Source organism: Fusibacter paucivorans (genome assembly GCF_018390735.1).
GTDB classification, from domain to species: domain Bacteria; phylum Bacillota; class Clostridia; order Peptostreptococcales; family Acidaminobacteraceae; genus Fusibacter; species Fusibacter paucivorans.
Genome location: NZ_JAHBCL010000013.1, coordinates 17,214 through 42,598, shown reverse-complemented (window position 1 = coordinate 42,598; position 25,385 = coordinate 17,214). Strand labels below are relative to the sequence as shown.

The following is a 25,385-nucleotide window of genomic DNA, read 5'->3' as shown; positions in this document are numbered from 1 at the left end:
TTATATGCCTTTTATACCAAAATCACAACGTTATAATTTCAAGGACATTCATGGACGAAAAGGCGAATATATGCTATAATCGATTGTTATTTCAAACATGATTAAAATTAAATGATGTAATTTCCTCAATTTATATTGCAAACTGGATGGAAGGAATAAACAATGCAGTGGTATGAAATTAAAGTTAAAACAGCTGAAATGAGTATTGATGCCGTTACATATATCTTAACGGAAGCCGGAGCCAATGGCGTTATGATTCTAAATCCAAATGATCCGGATTTTACCAATCAAGATGAGGGCAAATGGGACTTTTACGATCCACAAAATATTAAACTTGATTTTGACGGCGTATTAATTACCGCCTATCTGGATAAAGAATCAATCGAGCCGGTATTAGAAGACTTAGAAACTAAAATAAAAGGACTGACGGCATTCGGCCTCGATATCGGTCTTGCAGAAGTAACCGCATCACCTGTAAACTCAAGTGATTGGGAAAATGAATGGAAAAAATATTTTAAACCTTTTCGCTTGGGACGTCATATGGTTGTCAAACCATCTTGGGAATCGTTTGAACTCGCACCTGACGACATTCTAATTGAAATTGATCCCGGAAATGCCTTTGGCTCCGGAACACATGAAACAACATCCATGTGTATTGAGCAGATAGAGAAATACCAGCCGCAAGGTAAAACAGTTATTGATGTTGGATGCGGCAGCGGCATTCTCGCCATTGCAGCCGGTAAACTCGGCGCCTCGTCGCTAATTGCCGTTGATATTGACGAAACAGCCGTTTATACTGCTAGAGACAATCTTGCCAATAATGGTCTCGGTGAGATTGCCAGTGTACGACACGGCAATCTCATTGAAGTTGTTGATGAGCAAGGCGACCTCGTCGTTGCCAACATTATTGCAGAAATTATACTCATCCTACTTGGTGATATTGAGAAAGTATTAAAGCCTGAAGCGACGTTCATTTGTTCCGGCATTATCAACACCAAAAGTCAAATGGTATTGGACGCCTTGTCTGACAAGGGGTTTGTCGTCAAAGAAATCGTCGAAAAAGGGGAATGGGTTGCCATAACAGCTCAGAAAAGAGGGGCATAATGCACCGGTTTTTCCTATCCGAACACGATCAAATTGAACAAAATCATATTATCATTTACCATGAGGCAACACGCCATCATATGCTAAACGTGCTGAGAATGCCTGTTGGCGAGCAATGTGAAGTCATTGCGAATCACATGGCCTATCATTCTGAAATCGTAAGTTTTCATGATGCTGCAATCGAGCTAAATATCCTGTCGACAATCGACCGTGCTTACGAATCACCCATTGACATTGATCTCTACCAATGTCTGCCAAAGGGGCAGAAACTCGAACTCATCATACAAAAAAACGTTGAACTCGGTATTCATGCAATTTATCTCGTCGACGCTAAGCGATGCGTTGTCGATTTCAAACATAAGGACGTCGAAAAGAAGCTTTTGCGCTATCGAAAAATTGCGGAAGAGGCGGCAAAGCAGTCAAAACGGCTCATGGTGCCTGACGTCGATGGCATTTTACCATTGAAAGCATTAACGGATAGGCTTCAAAGTTATGATCTTATTATCGTCCTTTATGAAGATGAACGCCATCAGACACTGAAGCCGCTTCTTAAAAAAAATGTTTTTGGCAATATTGCTGTTATAGTCGGTCCCGAAGGCGGCTTTGACCCTAATGAAATCGCATTGCTGAAAGATAGCGGCGCTGAAATTATCACGCTTGGCAATCGTATTCTTCGTACAGAAACAGCGGGGATGGCGGCAATTGCCTGCATTCAATATGAAATCGGCGATTTGTCCTAGTCGTCTATTCCGTAAACCCATTGCAGTCAGTTCGCGGTATACTTTCCATTTTGACTGCCGTAACCTTATAGATCATTACAGAAAGTGAGCAAGACTATGAAACGCGTTGCTTTTGCAACCCTTGGGTGCAAAACAAATCAATACGAAACTGATGCATTAATGGATCTTTTTCATAAAAACGGCGACCTCATTGTAGACTTCGATGAAATAGCTGATTTATACATCATCAATACTTGTACAGTTACACAAGTTAGTGATCGAAAATCACGCCAGATGATTCGCCGTGCTAAGAAGCACAATCCCGATGCCATTACTGTGGCGATGGGGTGTTACGCTCAAATTTCACCGGATGAAATAGCAGCGTTGGAAGGTGTCGATCTCGTTCTCGGCACCAATGATCGTCATAGCATTTTAAAGCACATTGCAGCAGTATCTACGGAAAAGCCGGATGTACCAATCGTTATCGTTGAAGATATTAGCAAAGTCACACAGTTTGAAGAATTAACCGTTTCAAAGGTCTATACACATACACGTGCATTTATAAAGATACAAGAAGGATGCAATCAATTTTGCAGTTACTGTATTATTCCATATGCCAGAGGTCGTGTCCGTTCAAGGAAGCTAGATGCTGTGGTCAGCGAGGTGAAAAAACTCGTCGCATCAGGTTACGTTGAATTTGTGCTTACCGGAATCCACATTGGATCGTATGGGATTGACTTTAAAGATGAAACCTCATTAATTGATCTCATCGAAGCACTCAATGCCATTAACGGTGTTAAACGCATCCGCCTCGGATCATTGGAACCACGACTCATTGATGACGCCTTTGTCCACCGGCTGTCTAAGCTGGATAAAGTATGCGATCATTTCCACTTATCCCTGCAAAGCGGTTCGAATCAAGTTTTAAAAAAAATGAACCGCAAATATACCCGTGAAGATTTCTTGGCGAGTGTCCGTCGATTAAAGCAGCTTTATAATGCACCCGCAATTACAACCGATATTATTGTTGGCTTTCCCGGTGAAACCGAGAAAGACTTCGAACAGTCACTTGATATTGTTGATACCGTCGCTTTCAGCGAATTACACGTTTTTCCTTTTTCACCGCGAAAGGGAACACCCGCCGCCAAGATGGATGAACAATGCTCTGGAGACCTCAAAAAAGAACGCAGCGAAAAACTTATTGCAAAAGGACGCCAAAATACAGAAGCTTATCAAACAGCATTTGTCGGGCATACATTAGATGTTCTTATTGAAGAGTTTAAAGACGGTTTTTGGATTGGGCATACAACCAATTATTTAAAACTATATTTAAAAGACAGTACGCCGTTCGTTTACGCTGGAAGTATTGTATCTGCTAAGATTGAAACCATTGCAGATGGCAAACTAATTGCATCTGTCCAAGCATCATAATCCTCGAAATTATCATATTGTACCAAAAAAACATCGCAAAGAGGCGGTGTTTTTTGATATAATAAAGTATATACGCATGAAGGAGGTGGTAAAAATGGATTGTATATTTTGTAAGATTATAAAAGGAGAAATTCCATCTACAAAGGTTTATGAAGACGAATTTGTCTACGCCTTTGAAGACATCAATCCTGAAGCGCCGGTTCATGTCATTATTGTTCCGAAGGAGCACATCGAATCCGTGAAAGCACTGACGATTTCACATAAAAACCTCATTGGACATTTACATCTCATCGCTGCGGAAATTGCTCGCGATAAAAATATTGACGAAACCGGCTATCGACTCGTAACCAACATTGGTGAAGATGGTGGACAAAGCGTTCATCACCTACATTACCATTTGCTTGGCGGCCGCCAATTACAATGGCCACCCGGCTAAATTTGAGGAATAATCTATTGATTTTTCAATTGGATTAGTGTATACTGTTTTAGTATGTTCTAGGTACATTCCTCTGTACTATTTAAGAATCTATTAACGGAGGGAGGGAATGTGAATGTCTGGCATCAAAGTAGGAGAAAATGAAAGCATTGATAGTGCTTTAAAAAGATTTAAGAGGGAAACTTCAAAAGCTGGCGTAATGGCTGAGATTAAGAAAAGAAGACATTACGAAAAGCCTAGCGTAAGACGTAAGAAAAAATCTGAAGCTGCAAGAAAGAAAAAGAAACGTCAGTCTTAATGAAAGGGTGAGATCATGTCACTAAAGGATAAGCTGACTGAAGACCTCAAAAGCGCTATGAAATCTAAGGATCAAGTCAAGAAATCAACGGTTACGATGCTTCGTGCTGCTATTAAACAGATCGAAGTTGACGAACGTAAAGAGCTTACTGACGATGAAATCCTTGATATCATTGCAAAACAGGTCAAGCAGAAAAACAACGCTATTGAAGATTTTACAAACGGGGGTCGTGAAGATCTCGTCGATTTGACGAAAACGGAAATCGACATCCTAATGAACTATATGCCTGAGCAATTGTCTGACGAGGCACTTGAAGCGATTGTCGCCGATGCGATTCAATCAACGGGTGCATCAACGATTAAAGATATGGGCAAAGTTATGGGCATTGTTACTGGCAAGACGAAAGGTCAAGCTGATAATAAGCGCATTGCGGATATGGTTAAAAAGTCTTTGGTTAAATAGCTTCTGTTGAAAAACAGTTAACCTTGGCACTTTCCAACTTGGGAAGTGCCTTTAATTTTCTCAAAAATAGCTGTTTGCCACTGTGAAACCGTTATGTGGGCATATTCATTTGGTTAATCACTGGGCAGAAAAACCTTTTTTGAGAATACTCTTTCGACGGCGTTGAACATTTTTACATTAAAATATTTTTGTGCTAAAATAATGAAAGAAAATGCAAAATTGAGGTGACTGAATGGTAACTGAAGGCATGGTTAAGCGCATCGTTTTAAACGATTTCAGCGCACTGCACATCCTGTTTGGCAATCTGGATGAAAATATAAAAACAATCGAGAAGCACTTTGACGTCAATATCGCTTCGCGTGATGGTGAAATTATCGTAAAGGGTGATCCCAACCATATTTCCGCAGTCGAAGAGATTATACAAATTCTTATTAGAGCCATTCAAGCAGGAGAAGTAATCGATCAGCAAAAGGTCAATTACGTGATTTCAACCGTAAAAGTCGGTGAGGGATCGCGCATTGAAGATCTCAGTAAGTCTTTTATCGTGGTGACGACAAAAGGCAAATACATTAAACCGAAAACGCTTGGTCAAAATGCTTATATTAAAGCAATACAGGAAAACGATGTCACTTTTGGCATTGGCCCAGCCGGAACGGGAAAAACATTCCTAGCAGTTGCGATGGCCGTTCGCGCCTTTAAAAATAATGAAGTCAATCGAATTATCATCACCAGACCAGCGGTTGAAGCAGGCGAAAGCTTAGGCTTCTTGCCGGGTGATCTCCAAATGAAAGTCGATCCTTATTTAAGACCGCTTTACGACGCGCTTTATGAAATATTGGGAGCGGATACCTATAATAATTTTAGAGAACGCGGATTAATTGAAGTAGCGCCGCTTGCCTATATGCGCGGTCGTACTCTTGACAATTCCTTTATTATACTAGACGAAGCACAGAATACGACAAAAGAACAAATGAAGATGTTTTTGACACGCTTCGGCTTTGGCTCAAAAGTTGTCGTCAACGGTGATATCACACAAATCGACCTACCATCTGGTAAAAAATCAGGTTTAAAAAATGCCATTGAAGTCCTGAAACACGTTAAGGGCATTAGTTTTATGTATTTGACTGAACGCGATGTTGTCAGACATGAACTCGTTAAGAAAATCATAAAGAGTTATGACTCATATGAACAAAAACAAAAGTCATTTGAAACAAAGACCACGCAAAAAAATAAAAATATGTCTCGCAGGAATCGTTAATTCGGAGGTCTTATGAACTTTACGCTCAAACATCACTACAAACGATTGCAACAGAATCCAAAACTAATCAACGGTGTCGTGATGGCGTGTTCATTATGCCTCGTTTTTTTTCTGCTGACGCGTGCGGTCTTGTCGGGGCTCTATAATTATGAAGTCGGCAGCGAGGTAAAAGAAGACATCTATTTAAAATCAGATGTTGTCGATACACTTGAAACGGAAGCTTTGAGAGCGCAGGCGATTGATAAAACCGAGCCGGTTACTTATATTGACTTTTCTAAACTCGTTGAAGCCAAGAAAAAATTAACGGATTACTTTACAACGCTTGGTGAAATTAAAGAAACCTATGCAGAAGACCGCGAACTATTAACGAGGGTTTATGCCGGCATTGAAAAAGACAATGCATTTGCCTTAACAGAAGATGAACTCCATACAATGGCACTTCTCAGTCAGGAACGTACGGCAGTGCTCCAAAATTATGCCGTTGACATTACCTCGGAAAATATGGCAAACGGGATATCAAATGACGGTATTATAGAAGCATCCGCCAATATTGACCGTTTCATAGCAGAACTGACAGATTTGAGAGAAGTTGAGCAGACAATTCTAAAAAAATTGGTACACGGGGCATTGACCGTTAATCGATTTATAGACATTGAAGCCACAAAGGATAAACAGAGTGCTGCCGCAGAACAAGTAAGCGATGTCATTTATAAGAAAGGGACACCGCTAGCTTACAAGGGGGAAATGCTGACTGAGAAACAGTACCAGATTCTCTCCGACGGTGAAATGCTCTATGCTTCAATTGATTATGCTTGGATGATTTTCTTGGGCATTGGCTTAATCGTGATATTGCTTTGGTTAATTATGCATTTTTACCTTTATGAATATTATCCACCCGTATTGTTCACCGTTAAAAAATATGGCTTGCTCATGGCGACGTTCACTTTTGTCCTGTTGCTAACGCCATTTTTTAATAATGTATCACCATACCTCATTCCATTGCCGCTATTCAGCATGCTAATCAGTATTATGCTAAATCCGGCAGTTGCTGTCCCTTTTGGCATTGGCTTGTTAATCATCGTGACACTTTGGCACAATCTTTCTGTTGGATTATCCATTATGTACCTGCTCGGACTGATCTTCAGTACACTGCTTTCTAAAAATATACGTCAGCGGTCACAGCTTATGATGAATGGCGTTTATACATCGCTTGTGATGACTTTTTTTATCAGCGCTTGGGTACTCTTTAACCGAATGGATTTAAACACACTGCTGATTACATTATTGATGACAATGGCCAATGGGATTATTAGTGCCATCATTACGATTGGTGTGATGCCGATATTTGAATCGCTCTTTGGGATCTTAACACCTTTGCGTCTTTTGGAACTTTCTAACCCGAATCGCGATATTCTAAAAAGACTAATGCTGGAAGCACCGGGGACATATCATCACAGTATTCTCGTCGGCAATATGGCCGAAACCGCTGCACATGATATTGGCGCAGATAACGTGCTCGCTCGCGTGGCGTCTTTTTATCATGATATTGGCAAACTAGAGCGTCCATATTACTTTAAAGAGAACCAAATTGCAGGTGAAAATCCACATGATATGCTGCCGCCGCAAATTAGTGCCGGCATTATTAAACAACATGTTGCACATGGTCTTGCACTTTCAAAACGTCACAAGCTGCCTATTGAAATTCAAAAGGTTATTACATCACATCACGGTACATCGATTATTAAATATTTCTATCATCTTGAACAGCAGAAGAATGAACACGTCGACTATAAAATATTTGCCTATGACGGACCGAAACCCGTAACACGTGAAGAAGTCATTATAATGCTGGCCGATTCCGTTGAAGCCGCCGTTAGAACGTTGGACAGTCCGACAAAACCCACGGTCCGTGCATTAATTGATAAAATTGTTGATCAAAAACGTGAAGAGGGGCAGCTTAACGAATCTAATATTACCTTAAAAGAACTCGAAACCGTTAAAGAAAGCTTTATCAGAGTACTCAGCGGTATTTTTCATGAACGGATTGCTTATCCGGATGTGACGCTGCCGCAAAGAGATAAAGAAGAAGAGAACACAACAGCGCATCAAAATGATAGTAGCAAAACGAAAGAAAGCTTGAACAGCAACTTGAAAGATAATGTAAAAGAGAATGTGAAAGATAATTATACAAAACATAAAGAGATCAGTTCAGATCAGGAAGGAAACCCAGGTCATAATGAAGCATAAGATGAATATTGAACTGTCAAACGAAACCGAACTAGCATTGCCGGCATTCATTAATGCACGGATTGAAGAAGTTGTTTCGGCAGTTCTTGAACAAGAAGGCTTTGATGTCGATGGTGAAGTCAGTGTGCTGTTCACCGACAATGTTGGCATTCAAGCGCTCAACGCCGAATACCGCCAAAAGGATACACCGACAGACGTACTGTCTTTCCCACAGTACGATGATCTCTATGCGCTAAGTGACATGCCGGTCTTTCTCTATTTAGGGGATATCGTTATTTCTCTTGAACAAGCCTCCCAGCAGGCTGAATCCTTTGGTCATTCACTTGAACGCGAAATTTTTTATCTCGTCGTACACAGTGTCCTGCATTTGTTGGGGTGCGACCATATGGAAGAAACCGACAAGCGTATCATGCGCGAGAAAGAGAAAAGTGCTTTAAAGCATCTAGGTATTTTTAAATAACGCATTGACACATAGGAGGTTCACACTTGAAAAAGCGATTACGATTATGGCTGTGCCTGATATTGGGCATCATGATTTTAACAGCGTGCCAGTCAAATAACGAGATCAGCGCACCTGCTGCCGCAACACTTAGTGAAAACAATAAAGCTGATCTTGCTGAGACTGTTCCCGAGACGATTGATACAGATCTTGAAAATACAGTTGAGAATGAAGTTGAAGATGAATTAGATGAAAGTACAGTTGCTGATGAAATCAACACCAGCGAAAATGATGGGATCATCAATCCCTTAACAGGTGAATATGTTGAAGCGGGGACACTGGGAAGACCGATTGCCGTTATGCTCGACAACCAATATAGTGCCCGTCCTCAAGCGGGACTTATTGAAGCCGATGTTGCCTATGAAATGCTGGTAGAAGGTCTTATTACAAGGTACATGGGGATTTTCTACAGCAGCCAACCGGAACATATTGGTCCTGTTCGAAGTGCAAGGCCCTATTATCTACAAAAGGCGCTTGAATACAATCCGTATTATGTTCACGTCGGTGGTTCCATGCAGGCGCTCAGTGATATAAAAACCTATAAAATGGCAGATATTGACGGTCTATCCAGCGGCGCCTTTCATCGTGAATCGCACAAGAAGATCCCACACAATATGTACACCGAAGCAAGCACACTGATCAAAGATGCTAATCGCAGACAATACTATGAAAAAGTAGACATTGACTTTCTTGATTTTAACGATGCGTTTCTCATCCCGAAAGATGGTACGGATGCCAATACCATCAAGTTTTTATATAAAGCACCCACATCTTCTGATAAAGTAGGTTATTTTACAACCTATGTTTATGATCCTGAGACAACACTTTATATGCGTCATACAAACGGCAAACCGCATATTGATGAGGATACCGGTGAACAGCTGTATGCAACCAATATTCTCGTGCAGTACGCCAGTCAAAAAGTGCTCGACAGCGAAGGGCGTTTACAACTGGGATTAGTCGGTGAAGGGAAGGGTATGTATTACACTGGCGGAAAAGGAATCCCTGTTACATGGTCAAAAGCAGATTCATATGCAACTACCTATTTTAAAGATGCAGATAACAATGCCATTAAGCTTAATCCGGGTAAAACGTGGTTTCAGATAATGCCAAAAGGCAAAACTGAAACGGTTTCACCTTGATACACAATACATCTAGGAGGCAAATCATGGACTACAAAGCTTTAGTTGAAAAGGCATATGAAGCAGCTGAAATGGCCTATGTGCCGTATTCTAAATTCAAAGTCGGTGCGGCGCTTCTGACGAAGAGCGGCAAGGTTTATACCGGCTGTAATATTGAAATTGCATCATTTGGCGCTACTAACTGCGCTGAACGAACCGCCATTTTTAAAGCAATATCAGAAGGTGAGCACGACTTTACCGCAATTGCCATTGTGTCTTCGAGCCATGATTACACCTATCCTTGCGGTATCTGCCGACAAGTCATTGTTGAGTTCTCAAAAGATATTGACATCATTATTAGTAAGGATTATGATTATGAAGTCTATAAAATTGATGACTTATTGCCGCATTCTTTTACACAGATTGATATCAAATAACAAAGTAGCTAAACACAAAATCATTGCCTATTGTGCAAATGTAGTATGCAAGCAGCGCTGCTGCGGCAGCCATTGAGAAACGGAGGATCTATGACGTTTAAATCCGGTTTCGTCACCATTATCGGAAGACCAAATGTCGGTAAATCAACACTATTAAACGGTATCATCGGCGAGAAAATTGCCATTATGTCGGACAAGCCCCAAACGACGCGTCATAAGATAACGGCGATGTATAACGATGAAGACAGTCAGATTATTTTTGTCGATACCCCCGGTATTCACAAGCCTAAAAATAAACTCGGCGATATTATGGTAAACAGCGCCATCAGTGCCATGAAAGACGTCGATGTCGTCATTCTAATGGTGGATGAATCTTTGAAAATAGGCCCCGGTGATCAGTATCTTATTGATTTAGTCAAAACGTCAAAGACAAAGGTTATTTTAGCCATTAATAAAACGGATTTGATAACGCCAGAAGCGTTTAAAACCATTTATGACACTTATTGCGCATTTGATTTTGTTATTGATGTGATCGGTTTGTCTGCCATCAACCAAAAAGGCGTCGATGCACTGATTGCTTCTATTAAAGAGAGTCTACCTGCCGGTCCGCCTTACTATCCAACAGACACAATGACAGATCAAACCGAGCGCACTATCGTCTCAGAGATTATCCGTGAAAAACTGCTTCGGTACTTGGATGAAGAAGTGCCGCATGGTGTCGCCGTTGAAATTCAAAGCTTTAAACAGCGACCGAACAAGGATATTATTGACATTGAAGCGAACATTATTTGTGAAAAAAATTCACATAAAGGCATTATCATTGGCAAGAACGGCCGCAAATTGAAGGGCATTGGCAAGAGTGCACGTGAAGAAATTGAACGATTTCTGCGTACAAAAGTCAATCTCCAGTTATGGGTCAAAGTAAGAGAGGGGTGGCGTGATCACACAGGGCTCTTAAAGAATTATGGCTATAAAGAATAGCCATAAAAAATATGATTTAAATAGGAGGTGGCAACATGGGTTTGTTGATGTTTTATGAATATTTATCAAGGATAGAAGCGCTAATAGAAAAACACGATGACATTGGCCTTCATAACTATCTCGACGCCATGCATGCTGCTGACATTGCAGAGGTTCTGGAAAACCTCGAATCCGATGAGCAGCGTCAAGTTTTCGGCTTGCTAACGGATGAAAAAGCAACCGAAGTTCTTGAAGAATTGAACTCCGATGACTTTAGTGAACTCATTAAAGCATTGACTTATGAAAAGAAAGTAACACTCCTCGACTTAATGTCGCAAGATGATATTGTCGATAAACTTAACGAACTGCCGGAAAGCCGTCAGAAAGAAATTATCGCATTCCTCGATTACGAGGATGCTGCTGATGTCAAAGACCTGCTTCTTTATGAAGAAGATACTGCCGGCGGGATCATGACGAAGGACTACGTGTCCATTCAAAAAGACTATTCCATTTACTATGCGATTGAAACTCTCCGTGCCATTGCGCCGGATGCGGAAACAATCTACTATATATATGTCGTAGACGATGCTGAGCGCTTAGTAGGGGTTATTTCCCTAAGAGAGCTGATCATTGCCTCACCGAATCGTTCGGTTGAATCTGTAATGAACGAAAATGTCATTACGGTGAATATAAACGACGATCAGGAAGAAGTTGCACGCATTGTTTCCAAATATGACCTCTTAGCAGTTCCAGTCGTGGATAATGGGAATGTGATGCACGGGATCATTACCATTGATGACGTCTTGGATGTCATTGAAGAAGAGGCAACAGAAGATATCTATAAATTTGCCGGTACTTCCGACGAAGAAGTATACGAACACGACGACACACTGTTTGATCGTGTTAAAAACTCCGTTCGTTCAAGACTGCCATGGTTGGTTATTACGATCTTTGGCGGTTTGCTTTCAGCAAAAGTGCTGGCATCTTATCAAACGACCATTAGCGCTAATGCATCACTGGCGATGTTCATGCCGTTACTGGCAGGAATGGGCGGGAACGTCGGAACCCAGTCTTCTACCATCACTGTCCGAAATATAGCAACACATATGATTGAAGGTGCCGATATCTTAAGAACACTTATTCACGAAATCTCTGTCGGTATGCTCGTCGGTATGTTTTGTGCGATAATCGTCGGTACTGCGGCACTCTTTATGCATGCTGAATATCATATTGCCATTATCGTCGGCATTTCAATGTGCGCCAATATGGTTACAGCTGCTACCATCGGCACAATCGTGCCGTTAATCTTTAAGCGCATCGGCGTTGATCCGGCGGTTGCATCAGCACCATTTATTACGACGACGATTGACCTCACTGGTTTAACCATCTACTTCACGCTGGCAACCATGATGATTGCTAACTTATAATGCAGATCCAATACGCATTTTACGCAGACCTAATACGTATTTTATACAAATCTATTGCGTTTTTTTCGCAGATCTTAAGCGATTTGAAAACCTTTCGATAAGAAAGCAAAGAGGGCAGCAATGTACTTTGAAACCGATGCCATCGTGATTAAAACGGTGAAGGCACAAAACAATGATATATTTCTGACGCTCTTTACAAAAAAAGCCGGAAAAATGGAAGCTGTTGCCATGGGCGCAAAGAGTTCGCGCAATCATTTGGCAGCAGCTTCAAAACCATTTGTATTTGGTCAGTTTGTCCTTAATACAAAGTCAAAGACACCTAAAGTTCAGAACGTAAGCATTTATGATTCACATTTTCGCATTACGGATGACTTAAATACGCTGGCATATGGCTATTATTTTCTGGAACTTTGCAATTATACCATTCGAGACAATATGTCTGACATCGAACACTTTCAGCTTCTGGCAGAAATCATTGATCTCTTGGCAAAGCAGCAAGGCAATTATCGGATCATGCGCTGCGCCTATCTGATTAAACTCACACAGTTTACTGGACACTTTCCTAACTTAAGTAATCAATGTACAGTCTGTCAATCTGAAATAGACGATTTTTATTTCTCCATTGAAGACGGCGGACTCATTTGTGAACACTGCCGTAAGGAAGGTAAACAGGTAACCAAGCTAAATCGCGCCTTTATTGATGTCATCAACTATTTGCATATCAAAGACATCCGCATTAGTGCCAAAACGAAAATACATGAAGGCTATTTATCAAAATTAATCAATCTGTTTGAGTCCTATCATCAATATCATAATCAAATATATAAAATAAATGCCCTGGATTTTCTCAATTCTCTCATTGAATAAGATGCATTAAGATTTCATTAAAATTCAACTAAGGTTTAGGAATCCAGGTTTTTTATTAACAGACGAGTGATATAATATGGATAAGCAATCAATGAAACTTATAAAAACCGATTCATAGTACATATAGGGCGACGATGAATCGTAATGATTAAAATGAGGTGATCAAATGCAAATTACACTTGAAATGGTAGACGAAATTATCAACCGTACCGGCGCAACTTATAAAGAAGCGAAAGAAGCACTTGAAGCTTGTGATGGCGATATCCTAAAAGCACTGGTATATATGGAGGATTTAAAGACAGAAACTTCAGAACCAAAAGCTGACCGCAGACTCAACGGCCAAGAAATTGTCAACAAATTAAAAGCACTTGTCAACGAGGGCATCGTGACACAAATTATCATTGAACGCAATGATCGAAAAGTATTGGATATTCCCGTTGTTGCTGGCGCATTAACAGCTGTTATTTTTACAGTGCCAACCGTAGCGGGCATTATTGCAGCCGTCGCAACCGGATGTACGATTAAGATTGTCAAAGAAGACGGCGATATCGTCAACATCAATGAATTTACACAAGAAAAGTTTGACCAAGTCTTTAAAAGTCATAAAACAGAAGAATCCGAAGAATCAGATGAAGAAGCAACAGAAATATATCCAGAAGAAACTGTTGAAAAAAACGATGAAGAAAAAGACGAATGGTATCAAAGCTAAGCTGCTAAATTTATTTTGCAATATATGGCTTAAGTGAATTACAGTATTAAACTATTTACAGCGCAACTTTTTTATGTTAAAATCATTAAAAATATATCGGTGACGTTGATAAAGAGTAGTAAGTGAGCGTTCCTTATAGCGAGTCAATGGCTGGTGGAAATTGACAGGAATCAACACTGAAGGCGCTTTGGAGTTAATACATGAGCAAGTGGGCTTAATGCCAATAAGGGTGGAACCGCGGAAATCTTTCGTCCCTACGTAATGTAGGGATGGAAGTTTTTTTATTTTTGAAAGAAAATTTAAACGTTGGGTATTCTTATCGTTATTTTACCGTGAAAATGCAACTTATGACACCGATCATGTTATCAACGTACATTTTAAAGAAGAAAGAGGATAGGGAGGCTTTTATATGAAGCAAGTAACCATGGACAAAATCGTTTCATTGGCAAAATCAAGGGGTTTTATTTTTCCGGGTTCTGATATTTATGGTGGATTGGCTAACACGTGGGATTACGGTCCGCTTGGCGTGGAACTTAAGAACAATGTTAAACGCGCTTGGTGGCAAAAGTTTATTCAAGGATCACCCTATAATGTCGGTCTCGACAGCGCCATCCTTATGAATCCGCAAACATGGGTAGCATCAGGCCACGTCGGCGGTTTTAATGACCCGCTAATGGACTGCAAAAAATGTAAAACGCGATACCGCGCTGATAAACTCATTGAAGAATTTCTGATCGCAAAAGGTGAAACGCCAGAAGCTATCGATGCTTGGGGCAATGAACGCATGGAACAGTTTATTGCAGAGAACGACATCAAGTGTGAAAACTGCGGTTCACATGACTTTACAAATATCCGACAATTCAACCTAATGTTTAAAACATTCCAAGGTGTCGTTGAAGATTCTTCAACACAGATTTACCTTAGACCTGAAACAGCACAAGGCATATTTGTCAATTTTAAAGCGGTTCAAAGAGCTGCCAGAAAGAAGGTACCGTTCGGCATCGGCCAAATCGGTAAGTCATTCCGTAACGAGATTACACCGGGGAACTTTACTTTTAGGACGCGGGAATTCGAACAAATGGAATTGGAATTTTTCTGTGAACCGGGTGAAGACCTCAAATGGTTTGCCTACTGGAAAGAATTCTGTATGAATTGGCTCTTAAGACTCAGCATGAATGCTGATAACGTCAAGTTCAGAGATCACGAGCAAGAAGAGTTATCGCACTATTCCAATGCAACCACCGATATCGAATATAAATTCCCATTTGGCTGGGGTGAACTCTGGGGTATTGCTGACCGAACTGACTTTGACCTCAAGGCGCATATCGAACATTCAGGCGTCGATTTAAGATATCAAGATCCGATGACCAATGAGAAGTATGTCCCATTCTGTATTGAGCCTTCATTGGGAGCAGACCGTGTAACGTTGGCCTTTTTGGTCGATGCTTTTAATGAAGAAGAACTTGAAGATGGTACAACGCGTATCGTCATGAAGTTTCACCCGGCTTTGGCACCGTTTAAAGCGGCTATATTCCCGCTTTCTAAAAAGCTCAACGATAAAGCGGAAGAAGTTTTCAGCATGCTGAATGAAAACTTTAATGTTGACTTTGACGATTCCGGCAGCATCGGCAAGCGCTATCGAAGACACGACGAAATTGGAACGCCTTTCTGTATTACGTATGATTTCGAATCAGAAGAAGACGAAAGCGTTACCATTCGCGATCGCGACACCATGACACAGGAACGCGTTAAAATAGCCGACTTGACAGACTATATACAAAAACGTCTGCGTTTCTAAATACGATGAATCTTCTGTACAGCTGCTCTCTGTTTCATTTGCACGCTGTATCTTTTAGAATTTATATCACCCTAAATTGCGTAATCACATTTAAAAAACTAGTGATTATGTTATAATTTGGGTATAAGCACTAAAAATTAAACAATGGGGGCACAAATGGATTATCAATACTATGTTTTTATAGTATCTGATTCACTGGGTGAAACCGCATCACACGTTGCTAAGGCAGCAATGAATCAGTATCTGAATAAAAATTATATCGTTAAGAAGTACAATTACGTCAGGGATGCAGATGCTGTTAAAGAAATTGTCGTCGAAGCCTCCAAGCACAAGTCAATTATTCTATTTACAACCGTCATGGACGATTTAAAACGGATTATCATTGATGAGTGCGATCGCTTTAAAATACAGTATCACGACATACTGACGCCGATCTTGGATCAGTTTTCTCAGTTCTTTGACGATAAGCCAATGGCCACGCCGGGGACGATGTATAAGCTCGATGATGATTACTTCGAACGGGTAGCGGCAATTGAATTTGCCGTCAAGTACGATGACGGCAAGGACATGCGTGGGCTAAAACATGCCGACGTGGTACTGCTCGGTATCAGCAGGACATCAAAGACACCACTGAGCATGTATCTGTCCCACAAGAATATCAAAGTCGCCAATGTCCCGCTGGTGCCTGAAATACCACTTGCAAAAGAAATTTTCCAAGTGCCGAAACACAAACTGATCGGGCTGACTAACAGTCCAGAAAAATTAAATGAGATCCGAATCGAAAGACTAAAAGCCCTTGGGCTGTCATCCGATGTCGAATACGCTAATTACGACCGCATCTTACAAGAACTTGAATATGCCGATCGCGTTTATAAGCAGTTAGGCTGCCCAATTATAAACGTCGCGAACAAGGCAATCGAAGAAACGGCAAGCATTATTATGGAAATCACTGGACTCAATACGAAATTTAAGTGATGTCACAATAATGATTTTACAATTTGAAGTTTTCGTTGTATGCTATTTAAAGGTCATAATGAATGTATGATTTAAGGCTCTAAGCTTTGATAATGACCCATAGCATCCACGTGCTATGGGTTTTTATATAAAAAATCTTTGTGAGGGAAGGTTATAATGATGAAACAATACGTTTACGCTTTTGAAGAAGGGTGTAAAGAAATGAAAGATCTCCTTGGTGGGAAAGGAGCCAATCTTGCCGAAATGAAAAAAATTGGATTACCGGTACCGGATGGTTTTACGATCTCAACGGAAGCTTGTAACCAATATTATGTCGACGGCAAGAAAATCGCTGCTTCGATTGTTCAACAAATTGAAGCAAAGCTGGTTGAGCTTGAAGAAAAGACTCAAAAGAAGCTTGGGGATACGGGGAACCCGCTTCTCGTAAGCGTTCGATCAGGTGCCGTCATATCCATGCCTGGAATGATGGACACAGTACTTAACCTTGGGCTCAACGATATTTCAGTGGAAGGTCTTGCGGCATTAACAGAGAACCAACGATTTGCCTACGATTGTTATCGTCGGTTTATCCAAATGTTCAGTGATGTCGTTTTGGAAATTCCAAAGTACAAATTCGATCGCGTCCTAGAAGGGCAGAAAGAAGCAAAAGGTATTGAGTCCGATACGGAGCTCACCGTTGAAGATCTTCAGTCAATCATTGAAGCTTATAAAGGCATCGTCAAAACAGAAATGGGTTTTGACTTCCCACAAGCGCCTAAAGAACAGCTCATGATGGCAATAGAGGCAGTCTTTAACTCGTGGAACAACGATCGTGCCATTATTTATCGTAACTACAATGAAATTCCACATGATCTCGGAACAGCTGTCAACGTTCAGTCTATGGTCTTCGGCAACATGGGGAACACTTCCGGTACAGGCGTTGCCTTTACAAGGAACCCATCTACTGGTGAAGCAAGGCTCTTTGGTGAATTCTTAATGAATGCACAGGGTGAAGATGTTGTTGCCGGTATTCGTACGCCACAGAAAATTGATGAACTCAAAGATGTTATGCCTAATGTCTATGAAGAATTCATTAATGTCTCAAACACTTTGGAAGCGCATTACCGTGATATGCAGGATATCGAGTTCACTGTCGAACGCGGCAAGCTCTATATGCTCCAAACGCGAACGGGTAAACGTACTGCTTTTGCGGCATTAAAAGTGGCGGTTGACATGGAAGAAGAAGGGGTTATCTCAAAAGAAGAAGCACTTATGAGGATTTCACCTCAGCAATTGGATCAATTGCTTCATCCTACTTTTAATGAACAGTCATTAAAAGCGGCTGAACTCTTGGCAAAAGGGCTTCCGGCATCCCCAGGTGCAGCTTGTGGTCAAGTTGTTTTCCACTCTGAGGATGTTATCAAATATAAAGATAAAGGTTTAAAAACTATTCTCGTCAGAACCGAAACATCGCCAGAAGATATTGAAGGAATGGTTGGTGCAGAAGGGATCTTAACGTCAAGAGGCGGGATGACTTCTCATGCTGCCGTCGTTGCCAGAGGCATGGGTAAATGCTGTGTTGCAGGCTGCGGTGAAATCAAAGTCAGTGAAGATGAACGCGTCTTTGTCGTCAATAATTCAGTTTATAAAGAAGGGGATTTTATTTCTCTGGATGGTAATACAGGTAATGTTTACCTTGGACAAGTCGAAACAGTAGAAGTCGGCATGACAGGTGATTTTGCCAAAGTATTGGGCTGGGCTGATGATGTGAGAACGCTTAAAATTAGAACCAATGCAGATAATCCAATGGATTCTGAAACAGCTGTAAAATTCGGCGCTGAAGGGATTGGCCTTTGCCGTACGGAGCACATGTTCTTCGATGAAGAGCGTATTTTATACGTACGTCAAATGATTCTTTCTTCAACAAAGGATGATCGTGTTAACGCACTGGATAAACTGTTGCCATTCCAAAAAGATGACTTTATCGGCATTTATCAAGCGATGGGTGAAAGACCTGTTACCATCAGACTCTTAGATCCACCGCTTCATGAATTCCTGCCGCATAAAGATGAAGATATTCAAGTACTTTCAAAAGAACTCGAAGTCCCATTTGATATCCTGAAGACAAAAGTCATGAGCCTTAGTGAATTCAACCCAATGCTCGGTCACAGAGGATGTCGTCTGGCAATTACTTATCCGGAAATCTATGAAATGCAAGTTCGCGCTATCGTTGAAGCAGCTGTTCACTGCAAGAAAAACCTCGGTATCCAAGTTGATCCTGAGATCATGATCCCGCTCGTTGGACATCTTAAAGAGTTTACGATTCTTAAAAAACTCGTTCACGATATTGCCGATCCGATTATCAAAGAATCCGGCATTGAATTGTCTTACAAAGTCGGTACAATGATTGAAGTGCCTAGAGCAGCGCTGATTGCTGATCAAATTGCTGAACATGCAGATTTCTTCTCATTCGGTACCAATGACTTAACACAGATGACACTTGGTTTCTCTCGTGATGACGCCGGCAAATTCATTGGCGAATACATGAAGAAAGAAGTCTTTGAAAAAGATCCGTTTGAATCCATCGACCAAACCGGTGTTGGCAAGCTCGTTAAAATGGCTGCCGAACTCGGTCGAGGCGTAAAATCCGATCTTAAACTCGGTATTTGCGGCGAGCATGGCGGCGAACCGAAATCCATTGAGTTCTGCTACAAAACAGACCTCAACTATGTTTCTTGTTCACCGTTCCGCGTGCCGATTGCACGTCTTGCTGCGGCGCAGGCAGTTATTAAGAACAAGTAAAAACGTACTCGTTATTAATGCTTAATGAAAATGCTTCATGCGAAAATTGTTTTAAAATTAATTGCCAGTCACTTTGAGTAATCTAATCAATGAGGGACATCCATATGCAAACGGATGTCCCTTTTTATGCCTATTTCAATCATGGTTTCAATATGGTTTCAATCATGATGTGCATTCTTTTTATGATTAATCAAATAGTAAGGGCATGCTAGCGTCGCGTTAAATATCCATATGAATAAAGAATAGATGGAGGTCAATATGAGTCAAATTGATTTTAATGCAATAGATACTTATATCGCTGATTTATTTTCTGAAGAAGATGACCGCTCTACTACAACCATTATTACCAATGCAAGTGGTAATGGTTTTGATGGTATGTCTATTTCACTTGTTAAATGATGTTAAAGTCATTAATTCTTAATTGAGAAAATTACATCATCCAAATTTCTTTAATTCAGCTTTAATGCACTTAAATTCATAAAAATAGTATCCGTAAAAAGGAATTAATTCACTTATCCATAGCGGACAGATATAGTACGATTATGACATAATAGTTCATGTCATTTTAGGAAGGGCGCCTGATGGATAATCATGTTACATTAACGGCTGAGACAGCCATTGAATATGTAAAAAATAAAACAAGTATTTTCTCAAAATCTGAAATTTTAACGGCTAAAGTATTTGATGGCAACAGACAAAGTGTCGATGGGCTTTGCAATCATTTAGTACTTGTTAAGTCTATGACGACTGGTCATTCCGTCGTTTTGAAGCAAATGATGCCCTATGTCAGGGCACTTAAAGACCGCGGCATTGTTTTGCCCATGAAACTTGCGAGAATCAATACAGAAGTCTATTACGCAAAATTACTTGACGAAATCATACCGGGTGCAGTTCCCACAATCCACCTCTGGGATGAAGCAAACAGTATCGTCATTATGGAAGACCTCAGTGAGATGAAGATTTTAAGAAATGAAATGATCAAAATGAAGCAGTTTTCTGATTTTCCGCGTCAACTCGGCGAATTCTTGGGACGATCTGCTTTTTTCACCTCTGAGCGCTTCTTGAGTAAAAATGAAAAAATGAGCTTAGCGCATATCTTTGAATTCAATAATGATGGTTGTATTTTTGAAAACTTAATCTTCGAAGCGCCATTCAAGAATTATAAAGATCGGGAAATCTACCATGCGCTGCAAAAGGATATTGATGATATATGCAATAATCCTAAAGTGTTAGCAGAAGTGGCGATTCTTAAAGACATTTTTATAAACAAGAAACAGGCCTTGATCCACGCAGACCTACATACCTCCAATATTTTTGTCGATGAAAAGAACATGAAAGTCTTTGATGGGGAGTATGCCCACTATGGCCCTGTTGCTTATGATATCGGTTTACTCATCGGAAGCTTTGTAACAAATTATGCTTCTTTAATCGGCATCAAGCGAATTTCTGAAGAAAAGCGACAAGACTACCAAGCGTATGTCTTCAAAGTGATATCAGAGATGTATCACACCTTTGAAAGGTCATTTATTGAGCTTTGTCAAAAGCATCATAAAGATCAAAACCTAAAAGGGTACATGGATTCAACGATTAAAGACACCATTGGATTTGCTGCATGTTCAAGCTTTTCCAGGGTTTACGATTATAATCTGACTTTTGACTTCAAGCAAACAGACAACCTTGAAGAACAGGTAAAAGGACGAAGATTTATCATTAAACTTACAAAGTATCTACTCCTCAACAGATCCAATTTTAATTCAATTGAAGATTTTCTCTCAGCAATGGAAGCACTGACTTTAACGACAGTTGTTTACGATTTGGTTTCTGAAGCATTTGAAAATCGTCAAGCAATTTAAAATGTATCATTGCGCATAAGAAGTACAACTAGATTTGAGAAATATATGGATTTGAACAGGGGATTGCCTCATCTTATGAAGGCAATAGCCTGTTTTTTCATTTGTAACCATTTTAAAAGTATCCTCTGTTCCTCTACGGTCAGAGGATTTTTTAATCCTTTGAGCACATCTACAGATTTTTTCTAGCACTTCATCAATTATAAACAAAATTATTTACAGTCATGGCAGGCGACAATCAATTTAATAGAACCTTTACTTTCTCGCATCCGTGTTTGATGATACAATGACAGGGGTATAATTAATGGGTAATTACTTCAATATAAACGATGCAGCAAACTGTAGAAATTACCCAAAATGCAGTCTACAAAACGAAAATACTATTGGAGATGTACATGATTAATCAGAAAAACAACCAAGATCATCATAAAGACAACCATCAAAATAACCATCAAAATAACCATCAAACTATTCATCAAGGCGATCATTTGAACAACCATAATAATGCAAACAATCATGATAATAAACAACATGCCATTGGAACACTATTCGAAACGATCTCAACAGAACTCAACACAGATTTTATCGGACAGGAATCCTATTTTGAAGCGCTGTGTCAATATTTTCTTTCAAAACTTCAAGCAGGTGAATTTGGCAGTCTGCTGCTCGTCGGCGAACCAAATACATTTAAGAAAAATAGTGTAAAATCAATCTTTAGCCATATTGACGCCTCTGGACTACTCGGACGTTTTGAATTGGTTGAAATGGACATGGGACACTATCTTTTCAGCTTGGGTTTCAATGTCTTTTTAACGGATTTGATGAAAGTATTTGCGGGGGGTGCAAAAGGCATCATTTTTAAAAATGTCGAACTTGCAACTGATCAGATGCACACCGTTCTTTCGAAGATCACACCGGGTGGTGTCATAAAACTCGAAAAACCATACACCACTAGGGATATGTTTATGGTTGAAGTTGATAAAAATGCAGCTGAAATTATCGACGATGAAAAAATAGAAGTGATCAATTGCCCTAAAAAATTCTATATCTTTAATTACAATCGTCGGCCAAACGATACACTGCCGCAGTTTTTAGAAAATGAACTGCCGCAGCGTGATACCGTCTTGTACACGAGAGCCCTCACAAAAGCAGAAAAGCTTGCAATGATGGAACGCATACTCAATAAAGTACTCAAGGACATTGAAGCCGCACACCACGTAAAGATTCAGCTGAACACCGATTCGCAAAGCGGCAAGACACCTGTCAAACGGCTTTACAAATACATCTCCAGCTTTGAAGAACGCGAAAACTTTACCTTTATGGAATATACGCGTTATAAACTGGGTGACCCACTCGAAAGACTTCTGAATACCGTAGATTATCCAGGTGAGTCCATTTATCTCTATGTTACAAATAATGATATTTACTGCCGCATCAGAGAAGAGCGCTATAACCTCAGCGCCTATGTAACAGCCAGTCTCTCAGAAGTGAAATACCGCCTGCATGCTCATACGGGATTAAAGGCTTTTAAAACCTTCATGACGCAGATCGAAAACAACCACAAAGTTCAGGCCATTCGCAGACAAATGGGACTCAAGACGATTCCCGTCAATCTCAACACAGTCTTTACAGGCAATGCCGGCACCGGCAAAAGTGAATCTGCTGAACTGATGTATGACTACTTGCTGGCACTAGCCATTTTAGAAAAGGATACCTTTGTCTGCGTCAGTCAATCAGATTTTATGACAGGCGATGTTGAAAAACTAAATGACAACCTCACCGCACTCTTTGAAAAGGCAAGGGGAGGCGTTCTCTTTATTGATGAAATCGCTTCCATATTCGGCACGGAAGAAAGCGAAGCCTTTATCAATGCCCTCAGCGATGGCTATGCCGCATACGGCAGCCAGATTGTGATGATCTTATCCGGCAAAGATGACGGCATGCTCCAAATGCTGCAGGAAAATGCATTGGCGGATGTTTTTCCTAATCGCGTACACTTCACCGACTATACGCCAAATGAGATGTATGAAATGGCTGTAACCTATGCGAAACAACAGGGCTATAGCATTGATCCCAACGTCAGAGAATCACTGATCGATCTCTTTGACCAAACACAGATTAAAGAGAAGAAAGGCCTTGGCAATGCGCGTTTCGTCCGCAACGTCATCGACCGCGCCATTGCTGAACTGCGCAAGAACTATCTTTACAATCCCGATCAGCCGCTGGATACGCTGTCAAAACAGCATTTTAATTTCAATTTCAGCATCGATTTTGACCTCGAATCGCGACTGGCCAATATCATCGGCCTTGATGACGTCAAAAACCTCCTACGCGCTCAGTACAAACTGCTGATTGCTCAGGAAAAGCGCCGCTCTGTCGGCGTGCATACAGAAATCGAACAAAACCTCAATATGGTCTTTGCCGGAAATCCCGGAACGGGCAAAACGAGTATCGCGCGCCTTGTCGCTGAGATGCTGCGCACCATGGGCTTTCTTCGCAAGGGGCAGTTAATTGAAACGGATCGCTCGGGATTTGTATCCGACATCCCCGGAGAAACGCCAAAGAAAACAGAGCAAAAATTTAAAGAAGCGCTCGGCGGCATCCTTTTTATTGATGAAGCCTACACACTGGCAAACGATGCGATCGGGCGCGAAGCCATTGAAACGCTGTTAAAACTCATTGAAGACTATTCCAAGGAAGTCATCGTCATCTTAGCCGGCTATACAGAAGATATGGAAGCCTTCTTTGATGTCAACATCGGCCTTCGCTCACGCTTTCCGCTTTGGACAACCTTTAAGGATTATAAACCGGATGAGCTTTTGGCTATGGCAAAACATCTCTTCAAGCAAAAGGGCTTTCGAATCTCCGAAAGAGCGGAGCAGGAAATGGCAAAAAATTTCATCGATATCTATGAAAACGCCGATATGCAATCGGGCAACGGCAGGCTTGTCCGCAATTACGTAGAAAACCTTATACGTATTCAGAGTATTCGAATCGCCGAAGAACATGCCAGCGCTCATGAAATGAATTTAATCAAAGACAATGATATTGAACGCTATAACTTTTCTGACCGCAATCAGGACTATAACTTTAATGCGATGCTGGAAACGTACTCAGGCAATTCTGAATCAAAACAATACCTGAATGATATGTATAAACTCTTGAAGATCAACGACCTTCGCAAGCGATTCGGTTATACGGTCGATCTCAACAAATACAACAATCTGGTCTTTACAGGCGAAATGGGCACCGGAAAGCACAAGATGATTGACCTGCTTGGCGAACTGTTGACGAATTTCGGCCTTACCAAATCAAAATTCCCATATGAACTCAACTTCGAGGAAATTATCGTCAATCTGGATCGCGGACAATCACTTGAAGACACCTTTGCCAAGGGCATCGGCCGCGTCATTCTCATCGACAATGCCGACCAACTGACAACGTATGATAAATTTCAAAGCATGATGTCAGCCTTTATCAAATTTATTGATAAGAACCGCACCAGAACCTATTTTATCCTGAATTGCAGTACCGATGGTGTTCAAAACCTATTCGCCAGCTATCCGTCACTGGCATACCGTTTTCCCGTACACATTCACTTTGAAAACTATACGCCATCCGAACTCTATTCGCTTGTTGCAAACGAATTGGCTGTAAGAGGGTATGCCTTTGAAAATGAGACCGGTGATATTTTAAAAGAGGCGTTGGAAGAGCTGCAGCAAAATAAATTCATGCTGCTGAAAAACGGCCTCTTGGCAAAGCAGTTCCTCGATTATATCATCAGAATGCAATCCGTACGGATATTCGATGAAAAAGAAGGACTCGACAACCTCATGGTCATTGACGCCATTGACATCACTAGTGCGAAAAAGCGGTTTATTGAAAAGAACACTTAGCGGAAATTGAGAATTTAATGTAACGAAAGCCATTGAGCGCTGCCATATACTGACTATTTTAGAGGCATCTTTTAAAATGTGATCATTAGTCAGTTTCATCTCTTTTTTCA

21 protein-coding genes are annotated in these 25,385 nt (G+C 40.7%); all 21 read left to right on the top strand.

What is annotated here, in order from left to right:
• Positions 1-162: 162 nt before the first annotated feature.
• The 21 genes from prmA to KHM83_RS08705 all read left to right on the top strand — a co-directional run bounded on the left by prmA (position 163) and on the right by KHM83_RS08705 (position 25,275).
• Positions 163-1,104 carry a 50S ribosomal protein L11 methyltransferase gene (gene prmA, locus KHM83_RS08810; RefSeq protein WP_213236635.1) on the top strand — a complete coding sequence of 314 codons (942 nt, stop codon included), beginning with the start codon at positions 163-165 and terminating at the stop codon, positions 1,102-1,104.
• Positions 1,104-1,844 (top strand): RsmE family RNA methyltransferase, encoded by a 741-nt coding sequence (locus KHM83_RS08805; RefSeq protein ID WP_213236634.1) that lies wholly within the window; start codon positions 1,104-1,106, stop codon positions 1,842-1,844. The genes prmA and KHM83_RS08805 overlap by 1 nt, the downstream gene beginning before the upstream one ends.
• Before the next feature lie 96 nt (positions 1,845-1,940).
• Positions 1,941-3,254, top strand: coding sequence for a tRNA (N(6)-L-threonylcarbamoyladenosine(37)-C(2))-methylthiotransferase MtaB (mtaB, locus tag KHM83_RS08800; protein WP_213236633.1), 1,314 nt, complete (start codon positions 1,941-1,943; stop codon positions 3,252-3,254).
• Between the two features lie 94 nt (positions 3,255-3,348).
• On the top strand, positions 3,349-3,690 hold the full coding sequence (locus KHM83_RS08795; protein WP_213236632.1) for a histidine triad nucleotide-binding protein: 342 nt from the start codon (positions 3,349-3,351) through the stop codon (positions 3,688-3,690).
• 115 nt (positions 3,691-3,805) lie between these two features.
• Positions 3,806-3,988 (top strand): 30S ribosomal protein S21, encoded by a 183-nt coding sequence (gene rpsU / locus KHM83_RS08790; protein WP_213236631.1) that lies wholly within the window; start codon positions 3,806-3,808, stop codon positions 3,986-3,988.
• Positions 3,989-4,003: 15 nt separating this feature from the next.
• The gene (locus KHM83_RS08785; RefSeq protein WP_213236630.1) at positions 4,004-4,450 is read left to right on the top strand and encodes a GatB/YqeY domain-containing protein; all 447 of its coding nucleotides are present in this window, start codon (positions 4,004-4,006) and stop codon (positions 4,448-4,450) included.
• 232 nt (positions 4,451-4,682) lie between these two features.
• Positions 4,683-5,708, top strand: coding sequence for a PhoH family protein (locus KHM83_RS08780; protein ID WP_246542976.1), 1,026 nt, complete (start codon positions 4,683-4,685; stop codon positions 5,706-5,708).
• A gap of 12 nt (positions 5,709-5,720) precedes the next feature.
• Positions 5,721-7,955: an HD family phosphohydrolase gene (locus KHM83_RS08775; protein ID WP_213236629.1), complete on the top strand. Its 2,235-nt coding sequence runs from the start codon at positions 5,721-5,723 to the stop codon at positions 7,953-7,955.
• A gap of 1 nt (position 7,956) precedes the next feature.
• Positions 7,957-8,415: an rRNA maturation RNase YbeY gene (gene ybeY, locus KHM83_RS08770; RefSeq protein WP_246542974.1), complete on the top strand. Its 459-nt coding sequence runs from the start codon at positions 7,957-7,959 to the stop codon at positions 8,413-8,415.
• Between the two features lie 26 nt (positions 8,416-8,441).
• The gene (locus KHM83_RS08765; protein WP_213236627.1) at positions 8,442-9,596 is read left to right on the top strand and encodes a DUF3048 domain-containing protein; all 1,155 of its coding nucleotides are present in this window, start codon (positions 8,442-8,444) and stop codon (positions 9,594-9,596) included.
• 26 nt (positions 9,597-9,622) lie between these two features.
• Positions 9,623-10,012, top strand: coding sequence for a cytidine deaminase (locus KHM83_RS08760; RefSeq protein WP_213236626.1), 390 nt, complete (start codon positions 9,623-9,625; stop codon positions 10,010-10,012).
• A 90-nt stretch (positions 10,013-10,102) separates the two neighbouring features.
• Positions 10,103-10,993 (top strand): GTPase Era, encoded by an 891-nt coding sequence (gene era / locus KHM83_RS08755; RefSeq protein WP_213236625.1) that lies wholly within the window; start codon positions 10,103-10,105, stop codon positions 10,991-10,993.
• A 35-nt stretch (positions 10,994-11,028) separates the two neighbouring features.
• Positions 11,029-12,399, top strand: a complete 1,371-nt coding sequence (mgtE, locus tag KHM83_RS08750) for a magnesium transporter (RefSeq protein ID WP_213236624.1) — start codon at positions 11,029-11,031, stop codon at positions 12,397-12,399.
• Between the two features lie 120 nt (positions 12,400-12,519).
• Complete coding sequence (gene recO, locus KHM83_RS08745; RefSeq protein WP_213236623.1) at positions 12,520-13,266, top strand: DNA repair protein RecO; 747 nt, start codon at positions 12,520-12,522, stop codon at positions 13,264-13,266.
• 166 nt (positions 13,267-13,432) lie between these two features.
• On the top strand, positions 13,433-13,975 hold the full coding sequence (locus KHM83_RS08740; protein ID WP_213236622.1) for a DUF4342 domain-containing protein: 543 nt from the start codon (positions 13,433-13,435) through the stop codon (positions 13,973-13,975).
• Positions 13,976-14,384: 409 nt separating this feature from the next.
• Positions 14,385-15,773, top strand: coding sequence for a glycine--tRNA ligase (locus KHM83_RS08735; protein ID WP_213236621.1), 1,389 nt, complete (start codon positions 14,385-14,387; stop codon positions 15,771-15,773).
• A 156-nt stretch (positions 15,774-15,929) separates the two neighbouring features.
• Positions 15,930-16,748, top strand: coding sequence for a pyruvate, water dikinase regulatory protein (locus KHM83_RS08730; RefSeq protein ID WP_213236620.1), 819 nt, complete (start codon positions 15,930-15,932; stop codon positions 16,746-16,748).
• A 153-nt stretch (positions 16,749-16,901) separates the two neighbouring features.
• Complete coding sequence (gene ppdK / locus KHM83_RS08725; protein WP_213236709.1) at positions 16,902-19,529, top strand: pyruvate, phosphate dikinase; 2,628 nt, start codon at positions 16,902-16,904, stop codon at positions 19,527-19,529.
• A gap of 258 nt (positions 19,530-19,787) precedes the next feature.
• Positions 19,788-19,928, top strand: a complete 141-nt coding sequence (locus KHM83_RS08720; RefSeq protein WP_213236619.1) for a hypothetical protein — start codon at positions 19,788-19,790, stop codon at positions 19,926-19,928.
• Positions 19,929-20,110: 182 nt separating this feature from the next.
• Positions 20,111-21,382, top strand: a complete 1,272-nt coding sequence (locus KHM83_RS08715; RefSeq protein ID WP_213236618.1) for a phosphotransferase — start codon at positions 20,111-20,113, stop codon at positions 21,380-21,382.
• Between the two features lie 392 nt (positions 21,383-21,774).
• Complete coding sequence (locus KHM83_RS08705; protein ID WP_213236616.1) at positions 21,775-25,275, top strand: AAA family ATPase; 3,501 nt, start codon at positions 21,775-21,777, stop codon at positions 25,273-25,275.
• Positions 25,276-25,385: the final 110 nt, after the last annotated feature.